Source organism: Acinetobacter sp. YH01011, from assembly GCF_013420785.1.
Classification (GTDB): Bacteria; Pseudomonadota; Gammaproteobacteria; order Pseudomonadales; family Moraxellaceae; genus Acinetobacter; species Acinetobacter towneri.
In genome coordinates, this window is sequence record NZ_VOYG01000007.1 from 67,064 (window position 1) to 90,522 (window position 23,459).

Annotated in this window: 20 protein-coding genes; 17 read left to right on the top strand and 3 right to left on the bottom strand. The window is 40.7% G+C overall.

All coding sequences use genetic code 11. The annotated features are described in order from the left end of the window. The first annotated feature begins 142 nt into the window (after positions 1–142). The 9 genes from purD (at position 143) to FTT78_RS06340 (ending at position 13,211) form a co-directional block, all read left to right on the top strand. Complete coding sequence (purD, locus tag FTT78_RS06300) at positions 143–1,426, top strand: phosphoribosylamine--glycine ligase (protein WP_004973125.1); 1,284 nt, start codon at positions 143–145, stop codon at positions 1,424–1,426. Between the two features lie 505 nt (positions 1,427–1,931). Next, complete coding sequence (locus tag FTT78_RS06305) at positions 1,932–2,804, top strand: MetQ/NlpA family ABC transporter substrate-binding protein (protein ID WP_180043839.1); 873 nt, start codon at positions 1,932–1,934, stop codon at positions 2,802–2,804. 74 nt (positions 2,805–2,878) lie between these two features. Then, positions 2,879–3,904 (top strand): methionine ABC transporter ATP-binding protein, encoded by a 1,026-nt coding sequence (locus FTT78_RS06310; RefSeq protein ID WP_179988649.1) that lies wholly within the window; start codon positions 2,879–2,881, stop codon positions 3,902–3,904. Next, positions 3,901–4,596, top strand: a complete 696-nt coding sequence (locus tag FTT78_RS06315; RefSeq protein ID WP_154320676.1) for a methionine ABC transporter permease — start codon at positions 3,901–3,903, stop codon at positions 4,594–4,596. Before FTT78_RS06310 ends, FTT78_RS06315 begins: the two co-directional genes overlap by 4 nt. A 188-nt stretch (positions 4,597–4,784) precedes the next feature. Next, positions 4,785–8,348 carry a DNA polymerase III subunit alpha gene (dnaE, locus tag FTT78_RS06320; protein WP_180043837.1) on the top strand — a complete coding sequence of 1,188 codons (3,564 nt, stop codon included), beginning with the start codon at positions 4,785–4,787 and terminating at the stop codon, positions 8,346–8,348. Positions 8,349–8,372: 24 nt separating this feature from the next. Beyond that, positions 8,373–9,221, top strand: coding sequence for an RNA methyltransferase (locus tag FTT78_RS06325; RefSeq protein ID WP_136144392.1), 849 nt, complete (start codon positions 8,373–8,375; stop codon positions 9,219–9,221). Beyond that, complete coding sequence (cysE, locus tag FTT78_RS06330) at positions 9,214–10,011, top strand: serine O-acetyltransferase (RefSeq protein WP_180043835.1); 798 nt, start codon at positions 9,214–9,216, stop codon at positions 10,009–10,011. The genes FTT78_RS06325 and cysE overlap by 8 nt, the downstream gene beginning before the upstream one ends. A gap of 174 nt (positions 10,012–10,185) precedes the next feature. Next, the gene (locus FTT78_RS06335) at positions 10,186–11,088 is read left to right on the top strand and encodes an ABUW_2363 family tetratricopeptide repeat lipoprotein (RefSeq protein ID WP_154320674.1); all 903 of its coding nucleotides are present in this window, start codon (positions 10,186–10,188) and stop codon (positions 11,086–11,088) included. Between the two features lie 128 nt (positions 11,089–11,216). Then, on the top strand, positions 11,217–13,211 hold the full coding sequence (locus FTT78_RS06340; protein ID WP_004973116.1) for a triacylglycerol lipase: 1,995 nt from the start codon (positions 11,217–11,219) through the stop codon (positions 13,209–13,211). Between the two features lie 74 nt (positions 13,212–13,285). Here the strand turns inward: FTT78_RS06340 and FTT78_RS06345 are convergent, their stop codons facing one another. The 3 genes from FTT78_RS06345 to FTT78_RS06350 all read right to left on the bottom strand — a co-directional run bounded on the left by FTT78_RS06345 (position 13,286) and on the right by FTT78_RS06350 (position 14,762). Continuing rightward, on the bottom strand, positions 13,286–14,092 hold the full coding sequence (locus FTT78_RS06345; RefSeq protein ID WP_253103578.1) for a maleylacetate reductase: 807 nt from the start codon (positions 14,090–14,092) through the stop codon (positions 13,286–13,288). After that, positions 14,053–14,328, bottom strand: coding sequence for an iron-containing alcohol dehydrogenase (locus tag FTT78_RS13455; RefSeq protein WP_253103581.1), 276 nt, complete (start codon positions 14,326–14,328; stop codon positions 14,053–14,055). The genes FTT78_RS06345 and FTT78_RS13455 overlap by 40 nt, the downstream gene beginning before the upstream one ends. A gap of 254 nt (positions 14,329–14,582) precedes the next feature. Further along, positions 14,583–14,762, bottom strand: a complete 180-nt coding sequence (locus tag FTT78_RS06350; protein WP_004973110.1) for a hypothetical protein — start codon at positions 14,760–14,762, stop codon at positions 14,583–14,585. A gap of 242 nt (positions 14,763–15,004) precedes the next feature. Here FTT78_RS06350 and FTT78_RS06355 point away from each other — a divergent pair, with 242 nt between their 5' ends. The 8 genes from FTT78_RS06355 to FTT78_RS06390 all read left to right on the top strand — a co-directional run bounded on the left by FTT78_RS06355 (position 15,005) and on the right by FTT78_RS06390 (position 23,298). After that, on the top strand, positions 15,005–15,412 hold the full coding sequence (locus tag FTT78_RS06355) for a rhodanese-like domain-containing protein (RefSeq protein ID WP_096900921.1): 408 nt from the start codon (positions 15,005–15,007) through the stop codon (positions 15,410–15,412). A gap of 148 nt (positions 15,413–15,560) precedes the next feature. Then, positions 15,561–15,995, top strand: a complete 435-nt coding sequence (locus FTT78_RS06360) for a DUF2946 family protein (protein ID WP_154321263.1) — start codon at positions 15,561–15,563, stop codon at positions 15,993–15,995. A gap of 145 nt (positions 15,996–16,140) precedes the next feature. Continuing rightward, a complete protein-coding gene (locus FTT78_RS06365) occupies positions 16,141–16,398 on the top strand; it encodes a DNA-binding transcriptional regulator (protein WP_004973099.1) in 258 nt (85 codons plus the stop codon). 235 nt (positions 16,399–16,633) lie between these two features. Next, positions 16,634–17,893: an OmpP1/FadL family transporter gene (locus FTT78_RS06370; RefSeq protein ID WP_180043834.1), complete on the top strand. Its 1,260-nt coding sequence runs from the start codon at positions 16,634–16,636 to the stop codon at positions 17,891–17,893. 549 nt (positions 17,894–18,442) lie between these two features. Continuing rightward, complete coding sequence (gene mutS, locus FTT78_RS06375; protein ID WP_180043832.1) at positions 18,443–21,082, top strand: DNA mismatch repair protein MutS; 2,640 nt, start codon at positions 18,443–18,445, stop codon at positions 21,080–21,082. A gap of 213 nt (positions 21,083–21,295) precedes the next feature. Beyond that, the gene (fdxA, locus tag FTT78_RS06380; protein ID WP_004973093.1) at positions 21,296–21,619 is read left to right on the top strand and encodes a ferredoxin FdxA; all 324 of its coding nucleotides are present in this window, start codon (positions 21,296–21,298) and stop codon (positions 21,617–21,619) included. Between the two features lie 142 nt (positions 21,620–21,761). Next, complete coding sequence (locus FTT78_RS06385) at positions 21,762–22,481, top strand: D-Ala-D-Ala carboxypeptidase family metallohydrolase (RefSeq protein ID WP_004973092.1); 720 nt, start codon at positions 21,762–21,764, stop codon at positions 22,479–22,481. A gap of 151 nt (positions 22,482–22,632) precedes the next feature. Continuing rightward, a complete protein-coding gene (locus FTT78_RS06390; RefSeq protein ID WP_004973089.1) occupies positions 22,633–23,298 on the top strand; it encodes an O-methyltransferase in 666 nt (221 codons plus the stop codon). The last annotated feature ends 161 nt before the right edge of the window (positions 23,299–23,459 follow it).

The window sequence follows — 23,459 nt, forward strand, 5'->3', positions numbered from 1 at the left end:
AATAATCCTCCGAAATCCCCCTTTTTTATAAAAGGGGGACTTTTCACGTAAGGGAACTGTGTTTTTATGCACAATCTCCTTCCTTTTCAAGGGTGAAAAGCATAGCTTCGCTAGGGGATTTTATTCTTTGAGGGATTTTTAGATGAATATTTTAGTTTTAGGTAGCGGCGGTCGTGAACATGCGTTGGCATGGAAAATCGCACAAGATGACAAAGTCGCTAAAGTCTTCGTTGCACCGGGTAATGCAGGTACGGCAACAGAAAACAAATGCGAGAATGTAGCGTTAGATATTCAAAATAACCCTGCAATCATCGACTTTGCCAAAAATAATGCTGTTGATTTAATCATTGTTGGCCCTGAAGCACCACTGGTCAATGGTGTAGTAGATGCCTGCCGTGAAGCGGGTTTAAAAATTTGGGGCCCAACCCAGTTTGCTGCACAGCTTGAAGGTTCTAAAGCCTTTGCCAAGCACTTTTTAAAACGTCACAACATTCCAACTGCATTCTATGACGTATTCACCGAAGTTGATGCGGCAAAAGCATTTGTTGAAAAAAATGGTGCTCCAATCGTGATCAAGGCGGACGGTCTTGCTGCAGGTAAAGGCGTGATCGTGGCGATGACCAATCAAGAAGCATTTGATGCAATTGATGACATGCTAGCAGGCAACAAATTTGGTGATGCGGGTTCGCGTGTAGTTATTGAAGAATTCCTTGCCGGTGAAGAAGCTTCTTTCATTTGTATGATTGATGGCGACAACATCCTTCCTATGGCAACTTCACAAGACCACAAGCGTATTTTTGAAGGCGACCAAGGTCCAAACACTGGCGGTATGGGTGCTTACTCTCCTGCCCCTGTCGTGACTGCAGACGTATTTGAAAAAACGATGAATGAAGTGATGCGTCCTACCGTTGAAGGTATGAAAAAAGACGGTCATGTTTATACAGGTTTCTTATACGCTGGCTTAATGATTGACGACAAAGGTCAACCAAAAGTGATCGAGTTTAACTGCCGTTTTGGTGACCCTGAAACGCAGCCAATTATGATGCGCTTAAAGTCATCTTTGGTAGATTTGGTTGAAGCAGGTATTGCTGGCAACTTACCTGCCGAAGCAGACTGGGATGAACGCAAAACTGTCGGGATTGTATTGGCGACTGCGGGTTACCCTGAAACTTCAGGCAAAGGTGATGTGATTTCTGGTTTAGAAACACAAATGGCAGATGCGAAAGTATTCCACGCAGGTACAGCAAGCAATGCCGATGGTGAGATTGTGACCAATGGTGGTCGTGTACTGTGTGTAACTGCGCTCGGTAATACCATTGGCGAAGCGCAAGCTAAAGCCCTTGAACTGTGCGAAAAAGTTACCTTTGATGGTGTGCAATATCGTAAAGATATTGGCTATCGTGCCATTGCTCGTGAAAATGCTTAAAATTTTTAGTTTAGCCTAAAAATTTAAGTCGATAAAAAAGCTCGTCACTGTACGAGCTTTTTTATGGCATCAATAGATGAATGAGCCTAAATAACACCTGATTGCTATTTTTCATATTTCTATTTCAGAATAAATTCTAAAGCACCCAAATATTTAAACACTTGTTCAAATTCACAATCTTTACAGAATATATTTATTTATAAGAACTTATTTTGACTTATTCGCTTTCTGTTGTAAAAACAGTGATATGCATAACATACACAGCACTATATAGAATTATTTTTTATTGTTATGATGGTGCATCTTTTGAAAAAGTGAATTGCCCATCCATCTCAAAATTATTGATTGAGCTGTGGGCTGACTTTTTCAGTACTCAAACAATACCTACAACATATTTGAGAAACATACAAAATCATCATCATGCGATTCCATCCATCGTGCTGATTTGATTCTTCTCAATCATTGGCAACTTTAGGCACTGCTTAAACTTGCTCGGGATATATTCATGAAAAAGCTCCTTGGTCTTGTACTTGGTCTTTCAGTTGGCTTGGCTGGCTGTGGCAAACAAGAAGCGCCTGCGACTGACGCGGCACAAAAAGATTCTTCTGCTCTACACACTGTCACTATGGCATCGACTGGTTCAGATGCAGATATTTGGCGTTTTATTGCCGACTTACCTGAAACCAAAGCAGCAGGTATTCAACTTGAAGTGAAAAACTTCACCGATTACGTGTCAATGAACACGGCGGTAGCAAATAAAGAAATTGATCTTAACGCATTCCAATCTTATGCCTATATGGTGGCATTTAATTCCAACAATAAAGATCAAATTGCACCAGTAGCGACAACTTACTTAGAGCCAATGGGTATTTACTCAAGCAAAGTGAAAAAGTTGGATGAGTTCAAAACAGGTGCAACCATTGCTATTCCAAATGATGGTGCCAATGAATCACGTGCACTGTTATTACTTCAATCGGCTGGTTTGGTTAAACTGAAAGATGGTTTTGACAATGTTCAAGGCACGCCTGCAGACATCGTAGAAAATGCTAAGCAAATTCAAATCAAACCAATTCAAATGGCAACGGCTGTACGTGTAAAAGATGAAGTCGATGCAATTGTCTTGGGCAACACCCTTGCAATGGAAGGTGGTTTGAACGTACTGAAAGATTCAATTTATTACGAACCAATTGACCAAAGCACAAAAATGAATGTCAATATTCTCGCGACTGCTGCAGATCGTCAAAATGACCCAATCTTGCAAAAAGTAGGTGCGTTGTATCATACCGAAGCGGTGAAGCAATATATTGATCAGCACTTTGGCGGAACAAAAGTTGCGGTAAATAAACCTGTCAGCTATTTCACTGAAGCAGCAAAATAGTAATATAATGCGTTAAACAAAACAGGCAAAGCGAACTTTGCCTGTTTTTTCATTTATGGACATTTCTTGACGATATGATTGAATTTAAAAACATTTCAAAGCACTATCAGCTCAAAGGTCAAACACTGCGTGCGTTGGATCAAATTAATCTACAAATTCCAACAGGCAGTATTTTTGGCATTATTGGCTATAGTGGTGCAGGTAAAAGTACGTTAATCCGCTTGATCAATTTGTTGGAGCGTCCAAATGCTGGGCAAGTCATCATTCATCAAAAAGATTTTACTGCACTCAATGCCCGTGAATTGCGTCAAGAACGTGCCCATATTGGAATGATTTTTCAGCACTTCAATTTATTGCAGACCAAAACTGTGGCTGCCAATATTGAAATGCCGATGAAACTGTTAGGCTGGAACAAAGCCAAACGTGAAAAACGTTTAAATGAATTACTTGAGTTTATTGATTTAAAACATAAAAAAGATGCCTATCCTGATGAACTTTCAGGCGGACAAAAGCAACGTGTCGGTATTGCGCGTGCGCTAGCCAATCATCCTAAAATTTTACTCTGCGATGAAGCGACTTCGGCACTTGATCCGCAGACTACCAAATCTGTACTGGAATTACTGAAAAAAATTAACCGTGAACAAGGCATTACCATTGTAATGGTGACGCATGAAATGGATGTGATTGAATCGGTTTGTGATTATGTTGCAGTGATGGAACAAGGCAAAGTGATTGAAACAGGTTCAACCTTGGAAATTTTTAGTCAGCCGCAACACCCGACCACTAAAAGCTTCATTCAAACTGTGTTGCAGCAACAATTGCCTATCAATATTTTGAATAATCTGGAAAATCAAAATCAGCACAGCATTTATTGTCTGAAATTTTTAGGTAAATCGGCTCAGGAAACCGTGATTCAAGCTATCATTAAACAGTTTGATATTAGCCTGAATATTTTATTTGCCAATATGACCGAAATTGATGGTGCTGTGATTGGGCAAATGTTCATTCAATTACTCGGTGATACAAACGTCATTCAACAGGCGCTTGAGTTTCTGAAAGCCAATGGCGTTGAAGTTGAACAGTCAGGAATACAAGCATGAGAGATTTAATTGTACAGTGGCTGACTTCGGTAACCACACCTTTCTGGAAAAGCTCTTTATCTATTGACCAATTTGTTACGGCCTTACAAGAAACCTTTCATATGGTGTTCTTTGCCATGTTGTTTGGTTGTATCTGGGGCTTTATTCAGGGCATTACCCTTGTAGTGACTCGTCCGACAGGTATTTTACCAAACCGTGTGATTTATCACGGACTCAACCCGATTGTAAATGCACTGCGCTCCCTGCCCTTCATTATTTTATTGATTGCGGTGATTCCGCTGACTAAATTTTTAGTGGGTACATCCATCGGAACTTGGGCAGCCATTGTACCGCTGACCATTTATGTCGGCCCGTATATTGGTCGTTTGGTAGAAACTTCACTACTTGAAGTCAATGAAGGGATTGTCGAATCTGCACAGGCAATGGGTGCTACACCATTACAAATTATCTTCAAATTTATTTTACCTGAAGCACGCAGCTCACTCATTTTGAACCTAACTACAGCCACCATTAGCTTAATTGGCGCAACTGCGATGGCAGGTGCAGTCGGTGCTGGTGGCATTGGTGACCTTGCTATTTCTTATGGTTATCAGCGTTTTGATAGTAGTGTAGTCATACTTACAGTAGTGGTCTTATTAATTTTAGTGCAATTGGTGCAAAGTTTAGGTGACTGGTTATCTAAGCTCAGATAAAACAATCATCATTCAATAGCGAATAACTTAGCCTGTTCATCCCACTCGATGAAACGGCAAAAGTTAACGCATAAAATGAAAATTGTGTTAGCGGGTGAAGATCACTTCACCACAGAAAAACACAGCAGCGTGTTTTGTCTTGAACAGAGCATGCTAAACTAACCCGTGATTTTTTAAGGGACTGATTCATGCGCTTTGTTCATTTAGGTATACATACAGAATTTTCGATTACCGAGTCGATTGTACGCATACCTGACTTGATTAAAGCTGCAGTCAATGAAGAAATGCCTGCTTTGGCATTGACCGATCTCTCTAACCTACACGCTGCCGTAAAATTTTATGGCAAATGTTTGGGGCAAGGCATCAAACCGATTTTAGGTTCAGTGCTGCGTTTAAATGATGCCGATCATCGTGTGACGCTATTGTCGATGAACAATCACGGCTGGCGCAATCTGACCGAACTGGTGTCGCGTGGCTATATTGAAGGTCAGCAACTCAATATCCCTTGCGTCAATAAAGCATGGATTTTAGAACAAGCCAATGATCTGATTCTGTTACTCGGCATTCAAAGTGATGTCGGCAAAATGCTGATCACGTCCAATCCACAAAAAGCCGAACCGTTGCTAGAAGAATGGATAGAAAAATTTGGTAATCGGGTCTATTTGGCGCTGACCCGTACAGATCGTCCCGATGAAGATGCTTTTATTGCCGAAGCGGTTAAATTAGCTAAAAAATATAATATTGGCGTGGTGGCACATAATGATGTGCACTTTGTCCGCCGTGAAGATTATGAAGCGCACGAAGCGCGAGTTTGTATTGCCGATGGTTATGTTTTAGGGGATAACCGTCGTCCTAAAACGTATAGTCCTGAGCAATATTTTAAAACTACTGCAGAAATGACGGAATTATTTTCCGACATTCCAAGTGCTATTGAAAACAGCTATCACATTGCCAAACGCTGTAACGTCACGCTGCAATTGGGTAAATATTTCCTTCCAGATTATCCAATTCCAGACGGACACACCATTGATACCTACTTCGCGCACCTATCCAAACAAGGTTTAGAAGAACGTCTAAATGTGCTCTATCCTGTCACACAGCGCGATGAAGACTGGGCAGAAATTCGCAAACCTTATGATGAACGAATTGAATACGAAATTAATATTATTAACTCGATGGGCTTCCCGGGTTACTTCCTCATCGTCATGGATTTTATTCAATGGTCTAAAAATAATGGCGTACCTGTTGGGCCGGGTCGTGGTTCAGGCGCAGGCTCATTGGTCGCTTATAGCTTAAAAATTACCGACTTAGACCCATTGCGTTATGAACTACTCTTTGAACGTTTCTTAAACCCAGAACGTGTATCCATGCCCGACTTTGACGTCGATTTCTGTATTGCAGGACGCGATAAAGTCATTGATTATGTGGCACGCACCTATGGACGTGATGCGGTATCACAAATTGCCACTTTCGGTACTATGGCCGCCAAAGGTGCGATTCGAGATGTCGCACGGGTTTTGGGCAAGTCTTATGGTTTGGCAGACCGTATTTCTAAATTGATTCCAACTAAACCTTTAGGGCTTAGTTTGGAAGAATCAATTGAAGCCGAACCACAGCTGAAAGATGTGGTGACCAATCCATCTAACCCAGACTATGACGATGCTTCAGAAATTTGGGAAATGGCTTTAAAACTTGAAGGCATTACCCGCAACACAGGCAAACACGCAGGTGGTGTGGTCATTGCACCAACCAAAATCACCGACTTTTCTGCGGTTATGTGCGATGCTGATGGAACCGCCCGTGTTGCACAATACGATAAAGACGATGTTGAATCGGCAGGTTTGGTCAAATTTGACTTCTTGGGTTTACGTAACCTGACGGTTATTGAAGATGCAGTACAAAATATCAATAAACGCATCCAAGCCGATACACCGCTAGATATTGCCCATATTCCATTGGACGATAAAGACGCCTATTTAGTCTTTGCCAATGCCAACACCACAGCGGTATTCCAGTTTGAATCCGTGGGCATGAAAAAGATGCTGAAAGAAGCACGCCCAAGCAAATTTGAGGAAATTATTGCCTTCGTGTCCTTGTATCGTCCTGGCCCGATGGATCTCATTCCAGACTTTATTCACCGTATGCACGGTGGCGAGTTTGAGTATCTGCATCCTTTGCTAGAAGGTGTGCTTGAACCAACCTACGGCATTATGGTTTATCAGGAACAGGTAATGCAGGCGGCACAGTATTGTGCAGGCTATACCCTCGGTGGTGCGGACTTACTACGTCGTGCTATGGGTAAGAAAAAACCTGAAGAAATGGTGAAACAGCGCCAAATCTTTATTGAAGGTGCTGCGAAAAAAGACATTGATGCCGCCACAGCCAACCATATTTTCGACTATATGGAAAAGTTCGCAGGCTACGGTTTTAACAAATCCCACGCGGCTGCTTATGCCCTCGTTGCCTATCAGACGGCATGGCTGAAAGCACATTACCCTGCCGAATTCTTGGCTGCGGTAATGTCGTCGGAAATGCAAAACACCGATAACGTGGTGTTCCTGATTGATGACTGTCGCCACAATGGTCTGGAAGTTTTACCACCTTCGGTAAATATGTCTTTGTATCATTTCCACGCCAGCGATGAACGCACCATTGTCTACGGACTTGGCGCAATTAAAGGCGTGGGCGAACAAGCCATGCAATCGGTGATTGATTCTCGCCAAAAAGAAGGTCCATACCGCGATTTATTTGACTTCTGTCATCGTATTGATTTGAAAAAAATCAACAAACGAACCCTTGAAGCCTTAATTCGTGCGGGTGCATTAGACTGTTTAGGCATCGAACGCTCAAGTTTAATGGCACAATTGCCAGAAGCGGTACAAGCGGCGGAACAAGCACGTTCCAACCGTGAAACAGGCATCATGGATTTATTTGGTGAAGTTGAAGAAGTACAACGTAAGCCTGCCAAACCTGTAAAACCATGGTCAGATGAAGTCCGACTTAAAGGTGAAAAAGACACACTTGGACTTTACCTCACTGGTCACCCGATTGATGTCTATCGCAATGAATTAAAAGCCTTTATTCCAAGTAAAATTAATGAACTGACGCCAACCCGTCGTGGCGTGACCACCGTCTTTGCAGGCTTGGTGGTGGATGTCGCCAACTTCCCAAATCGGATGGTGGTCACTTTAGATGATGGTACGGCACGTATTGAAGTATCTGCCAACCATGAGCGCTTCCAACGCTTTAAAGATATTGTACAAACTGAAAAAGTGGTGGTGATTGAAGGCGAAATTTACGAACGTGAAGGTTTTGACCGCCCAATGGGACGCTTAACCAAAGCGTTTAGCTTGAATGAAATTCGTCAAAAACGCGCCAATAGTATTCAAATTCACTTGCATGCAGAACATTTAAGCAAGACCTTGAGTCAAGACTTACAAAATATGTTGCTGCCTTATTGTAATGTGGATTTATGCACGCATATTCCTGTTTTATTGCACCTTGACTATGCTTATGCCACTGCAGAATTACATTTGGGCATTCAGTGGAAAATCGCACCCTTAGATGAAGCCTTGGTCAAATTGCGTGACTATTTTGGTAAAGAAAGCCTGCACATTGAATATCAAGTGAAATCCAAAGCCGCGAAAGCTGTCGATGTGGCGAAACCCGCAACGATTGCACCACCACCAGCTGATATGAGCATGGATGATGCTATGGATTTATACCATACCGAAGTTGATCAATATTCTTAATTTAAAATAATTTTTGGACCTTGTATGAGTCAAGTCGACAATGCTGCAGTATCAGCACACCTCTCCCACGTGCGTATTGTCATGGTGAATACCACCCTGCCTGCCAACATCGGTAGCGCCTTACGCGCCATGAAAACCATGGGGCTATGTAAATTGGTTTTGGTTGATCCAAAAACCTATCCGCATCCAGATATTGATGCTTTGGCGGCAGGTGCAACCGATTTAATTGAACAGATTGAAGTGGTTGAACAGCTCGAAGATGCAATTGCCGACTGCCATTTGGTCTTTGGCACCAGTGCACGTAGTCGTACTATTCCTTGGCCACTCTTAGATGCACGCCCTGCGGCAGAAAAGTCGTTAAATGCTGTGGCACAGCATGGGCAAAATGTTGCCATTATTTTTGGACGTGAAGATCGTGGTTTAACCAATGAAGAGCTGGCTTTGGCGAATTATCACGTGACGATTCCTGTCAATGAAGAATATGGTGTGCTCAATGTTGCTCAAGCCATTCAAGTGATTTGCTATGAAATGCGTATGGCTGCCATCGATATTGTCGGAAAAATTGCCGATCCTGCAGCGACGATGCAAGTGACAGATTCTGAAGCGATGCAATGGGATGAACCTTTGGTCAACCATGAACAAATGCAACAGTTCTATCCACATTTAGAAAAAATGCTGGCAGAAATTGAATTTATGGATCCAAAAAATCCACGATTATTGCCTTTGCGCTTGCGTCGGCTTTTCGGACGTATACAATTAGATCGTATGGAATACCATTTACTTCGCGGTATTTTTAGCCGCGTACAAGCAATGAATAACGGTTCATGGAAAAAATCTACATCAACACAGGACGAGGATCAAACTAATGCTTAAACAGCTCAAAGAAGACATTCAAGCTGTCTTCGCGCGCGATCCTGCTGCTCGAAATACACTTGAAGTCTTAACCACTTATCCAGGAATTCACGCTTTAATTATGCATCGTGTGGCGCATGAATTATGGAACAAAGACTGCAAGGGGTCGGCACGTCTACTCTCGTCATTTAGCCGTTTTGCTACAGGAATTGAAATTCATCCCGGTGCAAAAATTGGTCGTCGCTTTTTTATTGACCATGGCATGGGCGTGGTGATTGGTGAAACTGCTGAAATTGGTGATGATGTCACCTTATATCATGGCGTGACTTTAGGCGGCACAACGTGGAATAAAGGCAAACGTCATCCAACTTTGGAAGATGGCGTAGTAGTCGGTGCAGGCGCGAAAATTCTAGGCCCATTCACCGTACATAAAAATGCCAAAGTTGGCTCTAATGCGGTTGTGACCAAAGAAGTACCTGAAGGCACAACTGCTGTGGGTAACCCTGCGCGCTTTATTATGAAAAATAAACCTGCCGATGATCAGGAAGCACGTCGTCGTGATTATGCTGCCAGTATTGGTTTCCAACCTTATGCAGCAACGCAGGACCAATCTGACCCAGTATTGGACGGCATGCGAGTATTACTAGATCGCTTGGAACAAAATGAAAAACGTATGAATTTATTATGTCAGCGTCTCTCTTTACTTGACCCAAGCTTTAAAAACCCACAGCAAAATGAACAACCTTATAGTGCAGAAGAATTAAAAATAATTGAAGATGTTAGACGTGAGTGTGAAGCACAAAGTAAATAGGGCTGTTTATTTGATCAATCCTACATACTTAAAAAAACTTCGTATCACTGTGTAACTAAGCCCCCTCAATTGTATTGCATGTTCGGAACAGATTTCTTAGACTGACCGACATGCAATATTTTAATCCGACACAATCACCTCTCACTTTTAAAATAAATTGAACGGAAGAACACCATGACCCTTAAGCCTTTGGCACTCAGTATTCTAGCCGCAACGCTCGTTAGCGCCTGTGTTGCACCACCAAAACAAGAAGTAAAACCACCTATCGTATTTACCGAACCTGAATTAAGTGCACCATTCTATGCCTTAAATCCATTTAATTATGATGCCCCACCACCATTTGAAATTAACCTACAAAAAGCAGCAGCACAGCCTGTGACTAAAATGGTGGTTACTAACCCAAATGATCCAAGCAAAAGCATTACCTTAGATCAAAACAAATTGATTGTACCTACGGTCAATAACAATGCCCGTAGCTTGAAGTTTGCAGTTTTGGCAGGTGAAAACGAAATTGACATCACCGAAATTGATGACTTCTTACAATTGGTCGAAGGCAAAGCACGTCACTATCCACCACGTTTTAGCGAACGTCAGGAACGTCGTGGTTTCGAGGCAAAGCTCAAAGAATTGACTCAACAATTAGACACTTTGGCAGCCAATGAAAATGCCTCTTTTGATATTTTGATGCGTGCATTTAAAGCCAGTGTTATGGCACGTAATCTAGACTTAGGCTCTGTTTACACCACACGCTCACTTAACTATGCGCAGCGTATCTTAAAAATTAATCAGGAAGATGCCGAAGCGAATTTCTGGTTTGGTTTCGGTCTGTCTGAAGGTGGCGGTCATCGTGAAGCCATTCCTTATTTAGACAAAGCCATGAAAGCAGGTGTGCAGGAAGCTTATTTGTCTGCGGCAAACAATTATATTGCCATGGAACAAAAGAAAAATGCAGTACAAACTTTGAAAAACTATAAAATCAAATACCCGCAAGAAGCCGAAGTGGCTGACCGTTTGATTGCTGAAATTGAAAAGCAAGGTCGCTGGAATGTGTGGCAAGTGATCGCACCACGCACTTAATAAAAAATCGATACAAAAATACCTAAAAATAGACCGTTTCGACGGTCTATTTTGCTTTCTACGCAATTGAAAAAGCTTTAAAAAAACGTATGATGGAAAAAAATCTTAAAAATTAAGCCAGACTTTCCATGAATAAAATTGTGATTGCTGCATTGCTCAGTACAACACTGCTGTCTGGTTGTCAGGTGGTCAGTGTTAAAAATCAGGCGTTAAAAGTTAGTATTGCCAATGAACGTGATAGTATTTTATCGCGCAAAAAACTGAGTGAAGCCAGTTTAAATGTCTTGTCGATGACAGGACGTGAAGCCAATATTTGTGCCGAAAAACCTGAAGAATGTGTGAGTGCACTCAAGCAAATCCCACAAATTCAGGATGAACAACTGCTCTCAACCGCCAGTGAATTATATTTAGCGAAAGCGATTGAACTGGAAAACTCATCGTCCTGTAAAATCAGTATTCTGAACAGTAAAAGATCGGAAGAACAACAAAAAATTCATCAGGCCAATTATGAACAATGTTTAGATCAGCAATTGCACATGCTCGATCAAAGTATTCGTTATAGTTACGCCTACATGTTTAAAACCAAACGTGCGCCGCAAGACCGTCTTTTTGATAACAGACAAGTCCAAATTCGGGATTTTTATAATCAGGCGATTGCCAAATTGGTCAGCAGCTATGCGCTGCGCTATAAACACGATGAATTGCAACAACAAATTCGTGTTGGCAACAGCATTTATGACATTGATTTTGAGTACTACCCGCAGCTGAAACAACAAAAAATTCAGCAGTTGATGTCAACCTATAACCTGAACTTTTCGGGTTTGCGCTCGGTCACGCGCCGTGATGGTTTTGGGTCTGAATTTCTGGTGGTATTGCCTGAAAATCCAAACGATGATCTGAGCAAAAGCAAATATATTATTGATCCGCTAAAATATGATTATCCTGCAGGAAAAAATCCAAATATTCACCAAGCTCGCTATTTAGCCGCGACAATCACTGCAGAACCACATAGCGCCAATTCCATTGAAGATATTTTGAATCGGCCGCATTTTAAGCTCAAGGCTTATGATCCGTATAAATATGAATCTGCCCAAATTGCACAAAAGAACTACCCGCTTGCAGCTAACTTTTCTGCACCTTATGGCTTGTGGTTAGCGCAAAATAATTTAGGTAAATCGGCTTATTTATCCTTAATTGATCGTGAAGAACGACTCAGTATGCCGCATTTGTACTTACTTGAGCCGTATAATCCGAATAAAAAAGTCATTGTCCTCATTCATGGTTTGGCCAGTAGCCCCGAAGCGTGGATTCGCTTAACCAACGATATTATGGGCGATCCTGTATTGCGGGAAAACTTTCAAGTCTGGCAAGTGTTTTACTCGACCAATATGCCAATTTTAGAAAGCCGTTTCCAAATTTATGCCTTGCTTCAACAAGGCTTTAAACAGGTCAGTCCTTCTGCTGCAGCCAAAAAAGATGCTGTAGTAATTGGACACAGCATGGGTGGTATTTTGGCACGTTTGTTGGTCAGCGATACTGATTTAACTCAACCTGCCATGCAAATGCTTAAAAACCGACGTCTGGAACGCTTTAAATCTGATCCTTTGTTGCAAGCACGTTTGCGCCTTAAACCCATCACCAATTTTAACCGTGCAATATTCTTGGCTGCACCGCATAAAGGTACAGAGTTTGCAGACCGCTGGTTCACCCTTGCAGCACGTAAAGTCATTCGCTTACCGACTGCATTTTTAAGCGCGTTTGCGGATACCTTGCAGCAACATGAAGTCGATTTAAAAAATCTAACCAAAGAAATTGGGCATGGCGTCATTCAAAATGGACCGAGTGATTTAAGTAAAAATTCCAAATTTACGGAATTAACTGAAGATATTTTGCCTGTCAAAGGATTTAAATATCACAGTATTATTGGCAATAATACCGACAGCACTGAGCATCTGTTAATGAATGACGATGTGGTGCATTACAACAGTGCCCACTTAGATGGCGCTGTTTCAGAAAAAATTATTAAAGGCGGACATTCCATTCAGGAAACGCCAGAAGCTGTATTGGAACTGCGACGTATTCTTAGATTACATTTGCAAGATTTAGGCTTGTATAAACCGTAATCCGTCACGGCAAATAAAAAACCGAAGTCTAAGTGGCTTCGGTTTTTTATCTATCATGCTATTTTTTAGCAGCATTATAGCGGTGCTTGTCCCCAATAGGCTTTGGTCAATAAAGCCTCTAATTCGGCATAGTCATATTCACGTGGATTATAATATGGACTATCACAGATAATACGTGCCACTTGGGCAGGTGCTGTTTCGGGTAATCCTAAATCTTTAAGTGCCATTGGAATATTCAATTTTTGGTTAAGCTGATAAATCGCCAAGCCTAACTGTTCCCGATCTGACACATTTAAAGCCGCTGCCAGTTGATTCATTGCAGCAATATCTGCATGTCGGTTGTAATGCACTGAATACGCCAACACAATGGCGTGGGTTTGCGCATGTGGTAACTGATAGCGTCCGCCCAAGCTATGGCAAATTTTATGATGAATTGCCATACCCACCGAACCCAAACACACACCTGCCAACCATGCGCCATATAAAGCATGTTCACGTGCCTGCATATTATGAGGCGCTTGCACAATTTCAGGTAAAGCCTGTGCCAGTTGAGTAATCGCCTCTAGTGCCATTAAACTTACAATGGGATTTTTATCCTGTGCATATAATGCCGCAACTGCATGTGCCATCGCATTCATACCCGAACATACCGAAATTTCAGTGGGTAAGTTGAGTGTCAATTCAGGATCATAAATCACTACTTTAGGCAAAACTTGAGCTGCTTTGCCTGTGGTTTTCAGCTGGTTTTCGGTGATGCCATACACCGCAGTCATTTCACTACCTGCATAAGTGGTCGGAATTGCAATAATCGGTAAATGGGTTTCTAAAGCAATTGCTTTGGCTAAACCAATCGCAGAGCACCGCCGAGTGCCAAACAGCAATCGACCTTTAAACGCTGCACATCTTGAATGGCTTGATCGGCAACTTCTTTTGGCACATGCATCACCGCATGAGGATAGACCGCTACAGCCATGTCTTGGATTAGTGCCAATAAACGCTCGCCTGCGGCTTTTTGCCCTGCAGTGGCAATAGTTAAAATACGCCTATAGGTATAAGATCGTAAAATCTCTTGAATTTTTTGCAGATGACCTACGCCAAAATGAACATTGATTGGCAATACCTGATAATGGAATGCTTACATGTTATTAAACTTAAATATTGTCTTTAGATTTTAATAGCATTTAACTATGACTAGGCTGCTGAACAGCCCAATTCTGCAACGCTGCTTTGCAAATATTCAAATAAAACTCAAAACCAACTGTTTTGCTGTAAACACAAAAACCCATGATCGCATGGGCTTTTGGATCATTAAAATTAAATGCGATGAATCATCTATCAATTTTAATGTAAAGAAAACTTATACTTTTGTGCTTAGTCTATTTCTTTTAGGCACACTGCAGACAAAATTGGAATACCAAAACATGGAAGCAACAATAAAATCCAGTATTCCACGACGGTAGCTTCACCACTGATCATATTGATGAATAATCCACCAATGATTAATACCGCTGCAATTAAACCCAGAAAAATTCCAAAAAATCTTGCAGGCATTTGACGTCCCCTGAACAATCGAACAAAAGTGTTAGATCTAGTATATACCTTATAGTTGAATAAGATATGACTTTTTGATCAATTGATGACTTAAATTTTATTAGGATTTAAACACCTGATTTAAAATGTTTTTATAGAAAATCACAACGATATTCGATCAGACACATTTCCTAACAATAATAAAATCTTATTAAATATATAATATTATATTATATAAACTCAAAATAAATGAGTGTGGATGAATGAAAACACCAGATCAACTAATCACTGAAGCCAAAAGTGAAATTACAGAAATTAGCGTGCAAGAATTGCATGAAAAATATTTGCAACATCCCGATATTATTTTGATTGATGTACGAGAACCTGAAGAACATCAGGCTTGTGCAATAGACCGTGCAGTGAATTTTCCACGCGGCATGTTAGAAATGAAAATTGCACAACACCCTGTAGTAAACCACTATTGCGATGTTGAACGTGCTCTTACCAATCTGGCTGAACGAGATATTTACTTACTTTGTGGTACTGGTGCGCGTTCTGCACTTGCCACTCAAGCCTTACAAAGAATGGGTTTCGAGAAAGTCTATTCAATGCAAGGTGGTATGCAAGCTTGGCTGGAAGCAGGTTTTCCGACAGTTTCTTTTACAAGATGATACTAGGGTCTGTTGAATGCTTAAATAATGCTCAATATTAGGTTAAATATTAATTAAAACTTCGTGTAATACTTCAATATTTATCATTGTCATTTTTGTTATAGTATTACATGAATAAATTGAATAAAAGATTGATACAGTGTTTATGATGTGGGGCAGATTGCTAGGATTATTTGCAATCTTGTTACAAGTCGCTGTGTTCCTACAGCCTTTATTACCAGAGAAACAACATTTTTCCTCTGTCTGTGAAACTATTGCCCAAGCATTATTTTTAGAACGCACCGCACCCCATTCTTCGTATTCATCTACACACCATGAAACTGCGACTCATGTTGCATTCGGACTTGAAAGTTCACACGAACATGCATCATCTGAAGATGCGGCGCATACAGATCATGAATGTGAATACTGTCTAGTTTATAGTTTTGCACTACCATTATTTGAAAACAAAATCAGACCAATTTTAGTCCGAACGCAAATTCGGGTTTTGTCTTTTAAAACATCGTTTACACCAACACTATTTCAAACTGAGCCGCTTTTTGTTCTGCCACAAGGTCGTGCCCCGCCCCACTTTGACTCTTGAATTTTCTTATCATTTCTTACAGTGTTGCCATCTTTGCTTCACTCTAAAGTGTAAATTTTGCAGTATCAAATTTATGCAGCTGTAGGACAATACTTATTTTAATAACTCATTGACTTGTTTATTCGACCCTAAGGAGGAGATAACTATGCATCTGCTTCAACACAGTCATAATCATGTGAATCATACTGTAGAGCAAACGGCTTGTTTGGATTTAGCACAACAGATCATTAAAGTTCGGCAAAAAATGAATATTTCACAAACTGAACTTGCGGCAAAATTGTGTATCTCTGCCCGAACTTTAGAAAGTTGGGAACGTGGTGTCCGTCAACCGTCGAGTTCTGCTCAAGCATTGATTCGATTATTTATTAAATCGCCACAATTTGTGTTAGAAAACTTGGCATAAAGCACTTTATGATGATGAATTAAAGCAATGAAAAACAATAAAGAAGCTCCCAAGGGAGCTTCTTTGGTCAAAAGAGTTGAAGCATCATTTTGATATACATATAGAATGAATACCCTTGCTGTTTCATAGCTCTATATTCAAAAATAGAATAAAGATATGAATTTATATTCAAATACAAGAATACAACTTTTCAATATACTGACGCATATATTGTTTTTACTCGATCTATATTCTCATGAAATATCTATCTTCTTTTATCTCAATTGCTGTTATCGCACCTTTGTTTTCAACATCTGCTTTTGCAACAACAGGATATTTCATGCATGCATATAGTGTAAAATCTCAAGGAAATGCAGGCACAGCCATTGCTAATTTTCAGGACAGTTTGACTATTGCAAGCAACCCAGCGGGTTTGAGCTGGTTAGGTAAGCGTGTTGATGCTGGTTTAACTATTTTCTCTCCAGATCGTGAGTCTGAAATTACAGGAAATGGTTATGGAGCAAATGGTCAGTATGATGGCAATAGCCGTAAATACTTTGTAATTCCAGATCTAGGTTATGTTCACCCAGTGAATGAACAAGTCACTGCGGGTATTGCGGTTTATGGCAATGGTGGCATGAATACCAATTATAAAAATAATCCTTATGCAGTTTATGATAATACAGGAAGCGCAGGTATTTCATTAACCCAAGCCTTTATTTCACCTGCTTTATCTTGGAAATATGCAGAAAATCAATCTATAGCCTTGGCTGCAAATATTTTATATCAACGTTTTAGTGCACAAGGTTTTGCTGGTGATGTCTTTGGTGGTGCTTCGTCAAACGGTGCGGCAATTAGCGATCGTGGCAATGACGATTCATACGGCGTAGGTGCACGTATTGGCTGGTCGGCAAAACCAAATGATAAACTGACCCTTGGTGCAAGCTATTCATCTAAAATTAATGCCAGCCGCTTTAAGAAATATGAAGGTTTATTTGCCAAACAAGGTGATTTTGACGTACCTGAAAGCTATGGTGTAGGTTTAAATTATCAACTTACCCCTGCTTTATCAGTCGCGACAGATTACTTACGCATTAATTATTCAGATGTAGATTCTGTTGGCAATAAACTGGATCAATTATTCGCAAACAATAAATTTGGCACAACACAAGGTCCTGGTTTTGGATGGGATGACATCAATGTCTATAAAATTTCAGCGACTTATCAAGCCTCAGAAAAACTGACTTTACGTGCGGGTTATAGCTATAACGATCAGCCTGTTAAAAATGATCAAACCTTCCTAAATATTTTGGCACCAGGTGTGGTACAAGAGCATTTAAGTGTTGGTGCAACTTGGCGACTCGATGATCAACAAAATGTAAGTGTGGCTTATACACACGCACTCAAAGAAACAGTGCAAGGTAACAACTCTATCCCCGCTGATTTTGGTGGTGGCGAAGCCAATTTAAGCATGAGCCAAAATATTTTGGGCGTGTCATATAGTTTGAATTTTTAAATTCTACATAGCTTGAGTTTGAATAATAGCTTGCCATGATCTGAAAAGATGATGGCTTTTTTTACTTTGATTGTGATGAAGTTTTTCCAAAGTACGGCTTTAGCTAGAAATAAGACCATGCAAAGCATAATGTTACAACATGCACTACTTTCTAAATGAATCCATAGAAAACAATCAAATTTCGATGCTTTTTATAACGATGAATTACACGAAAAACTCAGTAAAATTCAGCCAAATGACACAATAATTTTCACTTTTAACTTCGCAAATCATACATTTTCAACAGCTAAGCTCTTTGAGCTATGCGATATCATTTTTGAAACTGTCGGTTTAGATTTTATGGGCGATATTTTTTATGGCTGTGTGCTCACTAACACACCAGATCAATTGAATATTATCCATTTAAAAGCTTAAACCGCTCGATGTTCGACTCGTTAGAGAGCGAGCAACAATGACATGCAGGTTCACTAATTTGACTAAGATGGCGTAAAATAAGCTAGTCACATACTTACACTTAAATTACGCTTCAAATTAAAGGACTTCAACTGCATGAACATGACAGAAATCATGGCTGATCTATCTTCACACACTCCAATGATGCAGCAATACTTACGGGTGAAGATGGAACATCCACATTCTTTAATGTTCTATCGCATGGGCGATTTCTACGAATTATTTTTTGATGATGCACACAAAGCCGCCAAACTCTTAGGCATTACCCTCACCCATCGAGGTAAAACCAGCGGCAAACCTATCCCAATGGCAGGCGTACCGTATCATGCTGCCGAAGGTTATCTCGCTCGCTTGGTTAAAAAAGGCGAAACCGTGGTAATTTGTGAGCAAATTGGCGAGGTAACAGGCAAAGGTCCTGTAGAGCGTGGAGTGGTACGGATTATCACCCCTGGTACGCTCACCGATGATGCCCTGCTCAACAGTCATCAATCTTCCAACTTGGTCTCTTTATGCTTACAGCAAAACCAAATTGGTATCGCGTTGCTGGATTTAAGTGCAGGGATTTTTAAAGTTCAGCAAATGGATTATTTGCCTGAACAACTCGCGATTGAACTTTCTCGTTTAATGCCAAGCGAAATTGTGGTCGATGAAGATATTGTCGATCCGAATATTATTGAACAGGTTAAAAAGCAACTTGACTGCCCTGTGACCAAACGCCCAAATGTCGATTTCAACCTGAACAATGCACAAAAAACGCTTTGTGATCAGTTTGCTGTATCGACACTTTCAGGTTTTGGTATTGATCATTTGCCCTTAGCCAAAGCAGCAGCGGCAGCGTTAATACACTACGCCAAAGAAACCCAAAAAACGGCTTTACCACATATTCGCAGTATTCAATTAGAACAAAGCAGCGATTTTATTGCGCTTGATCCTGTGACCCGACGTAATTTGGAATTGGTTGAACCATTATTTGAACACGGCACTTCTTTATTCCAACTGATTAACGATTGCCAAACTGCCATGGGTAGCCGTTTACTGAGTCGTACCTTGATGCAACCTTTGCGTGACACGGCATTGTTAGATGCAAGACTGGATGCAATTCAAGCCTTAATACAAGGTTACCATGAGTCGCCTGTGCGTTTGGTACTGAAAGAAATTAGTGATATTGAACGTGTGCTGAGTCGTGTCGCACTCGGTAGCGCACGCCCACGTGATTTGGTACAACTACGTCAGGCCTGTGCGCAAATTCCCTATTTGCGTCATGCCTTACAGCCCATTGTTTCTGCACAACAATCCGCACTCATTCAAAACCTGAATGAAGAACTGGGCGATTTTCATGGACTGCATCAACGGCTGATGCAGGCAATTGTAGAAAACCCACCTGTACTATTGCGTGATGGCAATGTCATTGCAGAGGGTTTTGACAGTGAACTCGATGAACTACGCAAAATCTGTGATCATGCGGGGCAATTCCTGATTGATTTAGAAGTCAAAGAGCGCCAAGAAAGCGGTATCCCAACGTTAAAAATTGGCTACAACCGTGTCAGTGGTTACTACATTGAACTCACTCGCGCCCAAGCCGAGCAAGCACCTGAACACTATATCCGTCGTCAAACTTTAAAAAATGCAGAACGCTACATCACCCCAGAGCTAAAAAGTTTTGAAGATAAAGTCCTGTCTAGCGAGTCCCGTGCTTTAGCCCGTGAAAAGATGCTATTTGAAATGCTATTGGATGAATTACGCCAAGACATTGCTCAATTACAAATGATGAGCAGCGCGATTGCACAAATTGATCTATTGGCAAACTTTGCCCATCAAGCACGTTTACGCAATTGGGCACGCCCTGAATATAGCCCTGAAATTGGAATTAAAATTACTGCAGGACGTCATCCTGTTGTTGAGGCCTTGAGTAAAACCGCCTTTACACCGAATGATACTTTACTCGACTACAATCATCGTTTGGCAATTATTACTGGCCCGAATATGGGCGGTAAATCAACGTATATGCGTCAAACCGCACTCATTGCCCTACTTGGCTATTGTGGTAGTTATGTGCCTGCCCAAACAGCCGTATTAGGTCCTATTGATCGCGTGTTTACCCGTATTGGTTCTGCCGATGATTTATCGACAGGTAAATCGACCTTTATGGTCGAAATGACTGAGACTTCACAAATTTTACACCATGCAACCTCACAGTCTTTGGTGCTGATGGATGAAGTTGGTCGCGGAACCAGTACCTACGATGGCTTATCTTTGGCATGGGCATGTGTGTTGGATTTAAGCAAACGCATCAAATGTTTATGCCTATTTGCAACGCATTATTTTGAATTGACCGAATTAAGCAAAGAATCTGGGGTGGATAACTACCACGTAACCGCCAAAGAAATGAATGGCAACCTGATTCTCTTGCACAAAGTTCAACAAGGTCCTGCAAGCCAAAGTCACGGTTTGCAAGTGGCAAAATTGGCAGGCATTCCAGCCAATGTGATTAAAGAAGCGCAAAACCGTTTAAGAATTTTAGAAAAACAGCAGCACAAAAATGTCAATTTAGCCGTTCAAGATGACCTATTTGCACCAGCAACAAGCTCAGCTGAACCAGAAGTGATTGAACGTGTAATAGAGGTAGAAAAACCATCACCTGCTTTAGATTTATTACGCAGTATAGATGTCGATAATTTAACGCCACGACAAGCGCTGGAACAATTGTATGCTTTAAAGGAACAATTGAACGCTTAGCCGCTGTTATTTCTAAAAAATTTGAGCTAAACAAAGACTCTCAATTGAGAGTCTTTGTCATTTATAAGTTTTTTTGATGGTTTTATCCCCCTTTTATCAAATTTAGCAGCACTGTCTATATCAAATATCAGTAAAAGCGATTGTTAGTTGTAGTGATTTTTGCCTAAAATAGACTATTCTGAATTAGAACCATATTTTTAGGTAGCTGTCGCCATGACATTTGTTGTCACTGAAAACTGTATTAAATGTAAATATCAAGACTGCGTTGAAGTTTGTCCTGTAGACTGCTTCTACGAGGGTCCGAACTTCCTTGTCATTAATCCAGACGAATGTATCGACTGTGCATTATGTGAACCAGAGTGTCCTGCCAACGCTATTTTCTCTGAAGATGAATTACCAGAAGGTCAGGAAGTGTTTATCGAGCTAAATGCTGAACTTTCACAGACTTGGCCAAACATTACACAAATTGGCGATCAACCTGCTGATCGTGAAGAATGGAATGGCAAACCAGACAAATTACAATACTTAGAAAAGTAAGTTCGTCTTGTTGTGAAAAAGATCAGTCCTGTGCTGATCTTTTTTTATACCTAAAACACACATTTGATTGCAATATTTTTAAATTTTAACCAGCATTTTCGATTAGAATACTGCCACTTTAAATAAATATCTGATTTGCCTAATGAAGAAATTTTTCAAGGCGCTGTTTTCGTTCAGCATTGTTCCCGTTATCTTGGTTGCCTGTAGTTCAACCCCAAACAGAACAACAACGATCACCACGCCCGATGGAAAACGAATTTTCATTCCTCAAGAAAAAATCACCTATGAGCGTCAGGTAGCACCTAAAATTGTGCCTTATTCGTATAATGCATGGGTGGCAGTGAGTGACAATTTACGCCAAGTTCGTGAATATGAACGCTTCTTGGAACACAACGGTGTTGGCAATATTATTCCAAGTTTTGAATTAATGCGTACCGCACGTGACTGGCAACGCTGTGGACGTTCGCAATTTATGATTCCAAGTCGTGAATTGTGGCAAAATCAGGTGCCTACCTTGCGTGTATTTAAATATTTGGTCGCCTCTAAAGTCTTAACTGATTTTGAAGTCACTTCTGTCTATCGAGATTTACCACTGAATCAATGTGCAGGTGGTGCGAACTCATCGCGTCACTTATTTAACTCAGCCATTGATTTTAGAATTGGGCCACAATTCCCGAATGCCGAAGACTATGCCTATATTGAAAGTACCAAATACAGACTGTGTCAGTTCTGGCAGCAATATGGTCAAAGTTTAAACATGGGCTTAGGCTTATACGCTTCAGGACAAATTCATATTGATACACAAGGTTATCGAACTTGGGGGCCAGATTTAAGCCGCCATTCATCTATGTGTAATTTCTAATTCAGTGTTGTTTAGAATTAAATCCTAAAGAGGTCAAATTGACCTCTTTTTTTATTGCGAAATAGATTATCACCTGCTCCATTCCGCGAATAAATTGCACTCTGAGCAGAAAAGTTTACAATGCACACATCGCAACAAAGGTGAGCACGCTATGCAACAAATGTGGACGGATATCGATCACTATATCGAATCACATTTAATTCCCGAAGACCCAATTTTGACGCAAACTTTAGAAAATACCGATGCCAAAGGTTTTCCAGATCACCTTGCAGTTGCGGCAAATCAGGGCATGTTGCTACAAATGCTCATTCAAATGAATCAATGCAAACGTGTGTTGGAATTGGGCACATTCGCAGCTTATAGCACAATGTGGCTAGCACGTGCGCTGCCTGAAGATGGTTATATACTCACGATTGAAGGACGTGATACCCATGCAGCTTTGGGACAGGAAAATATTGACCGCGCTCAATTAAAACAAAAGGTTGAATTAAAAGTTGGTCGTGCTGCAGAAATTCTAAAAGCTCTGCCAGAAGATACTGAAGCTTTTGATTTTATTTTTATTGATGCCGACAAACAAAGCTATCCTGAATATTTGGAACTGAGTCTTAAACTTTCACGCTCAGGTACAATTATCTTTTTAGACAATGTAATTCGTGCAGGGGAAATTTTAAATCCTGACAATCACAAACCAAGCATTGAAGGGATTCGTGACATGTTCAAAGCCATGCAAAATCATTCGCGAATTTTATCGTGCACAGCATTACAAACTGTAGGCAGCAAAGGACATGATGGCTTTGCTTTAGCGATTGTAAAGTAAAGTCCACACAAGGTTAAAAAACAACCTAAAGCAATTTTACATTATATATTATAATGTTACATATACTGTCCATACAGTTATCCACAAATTATGCGGATAACCATGGACAGTCAGCAAGCATTTACATCAGTTCAACTAAACAATCTTTTGAAATGATCTTT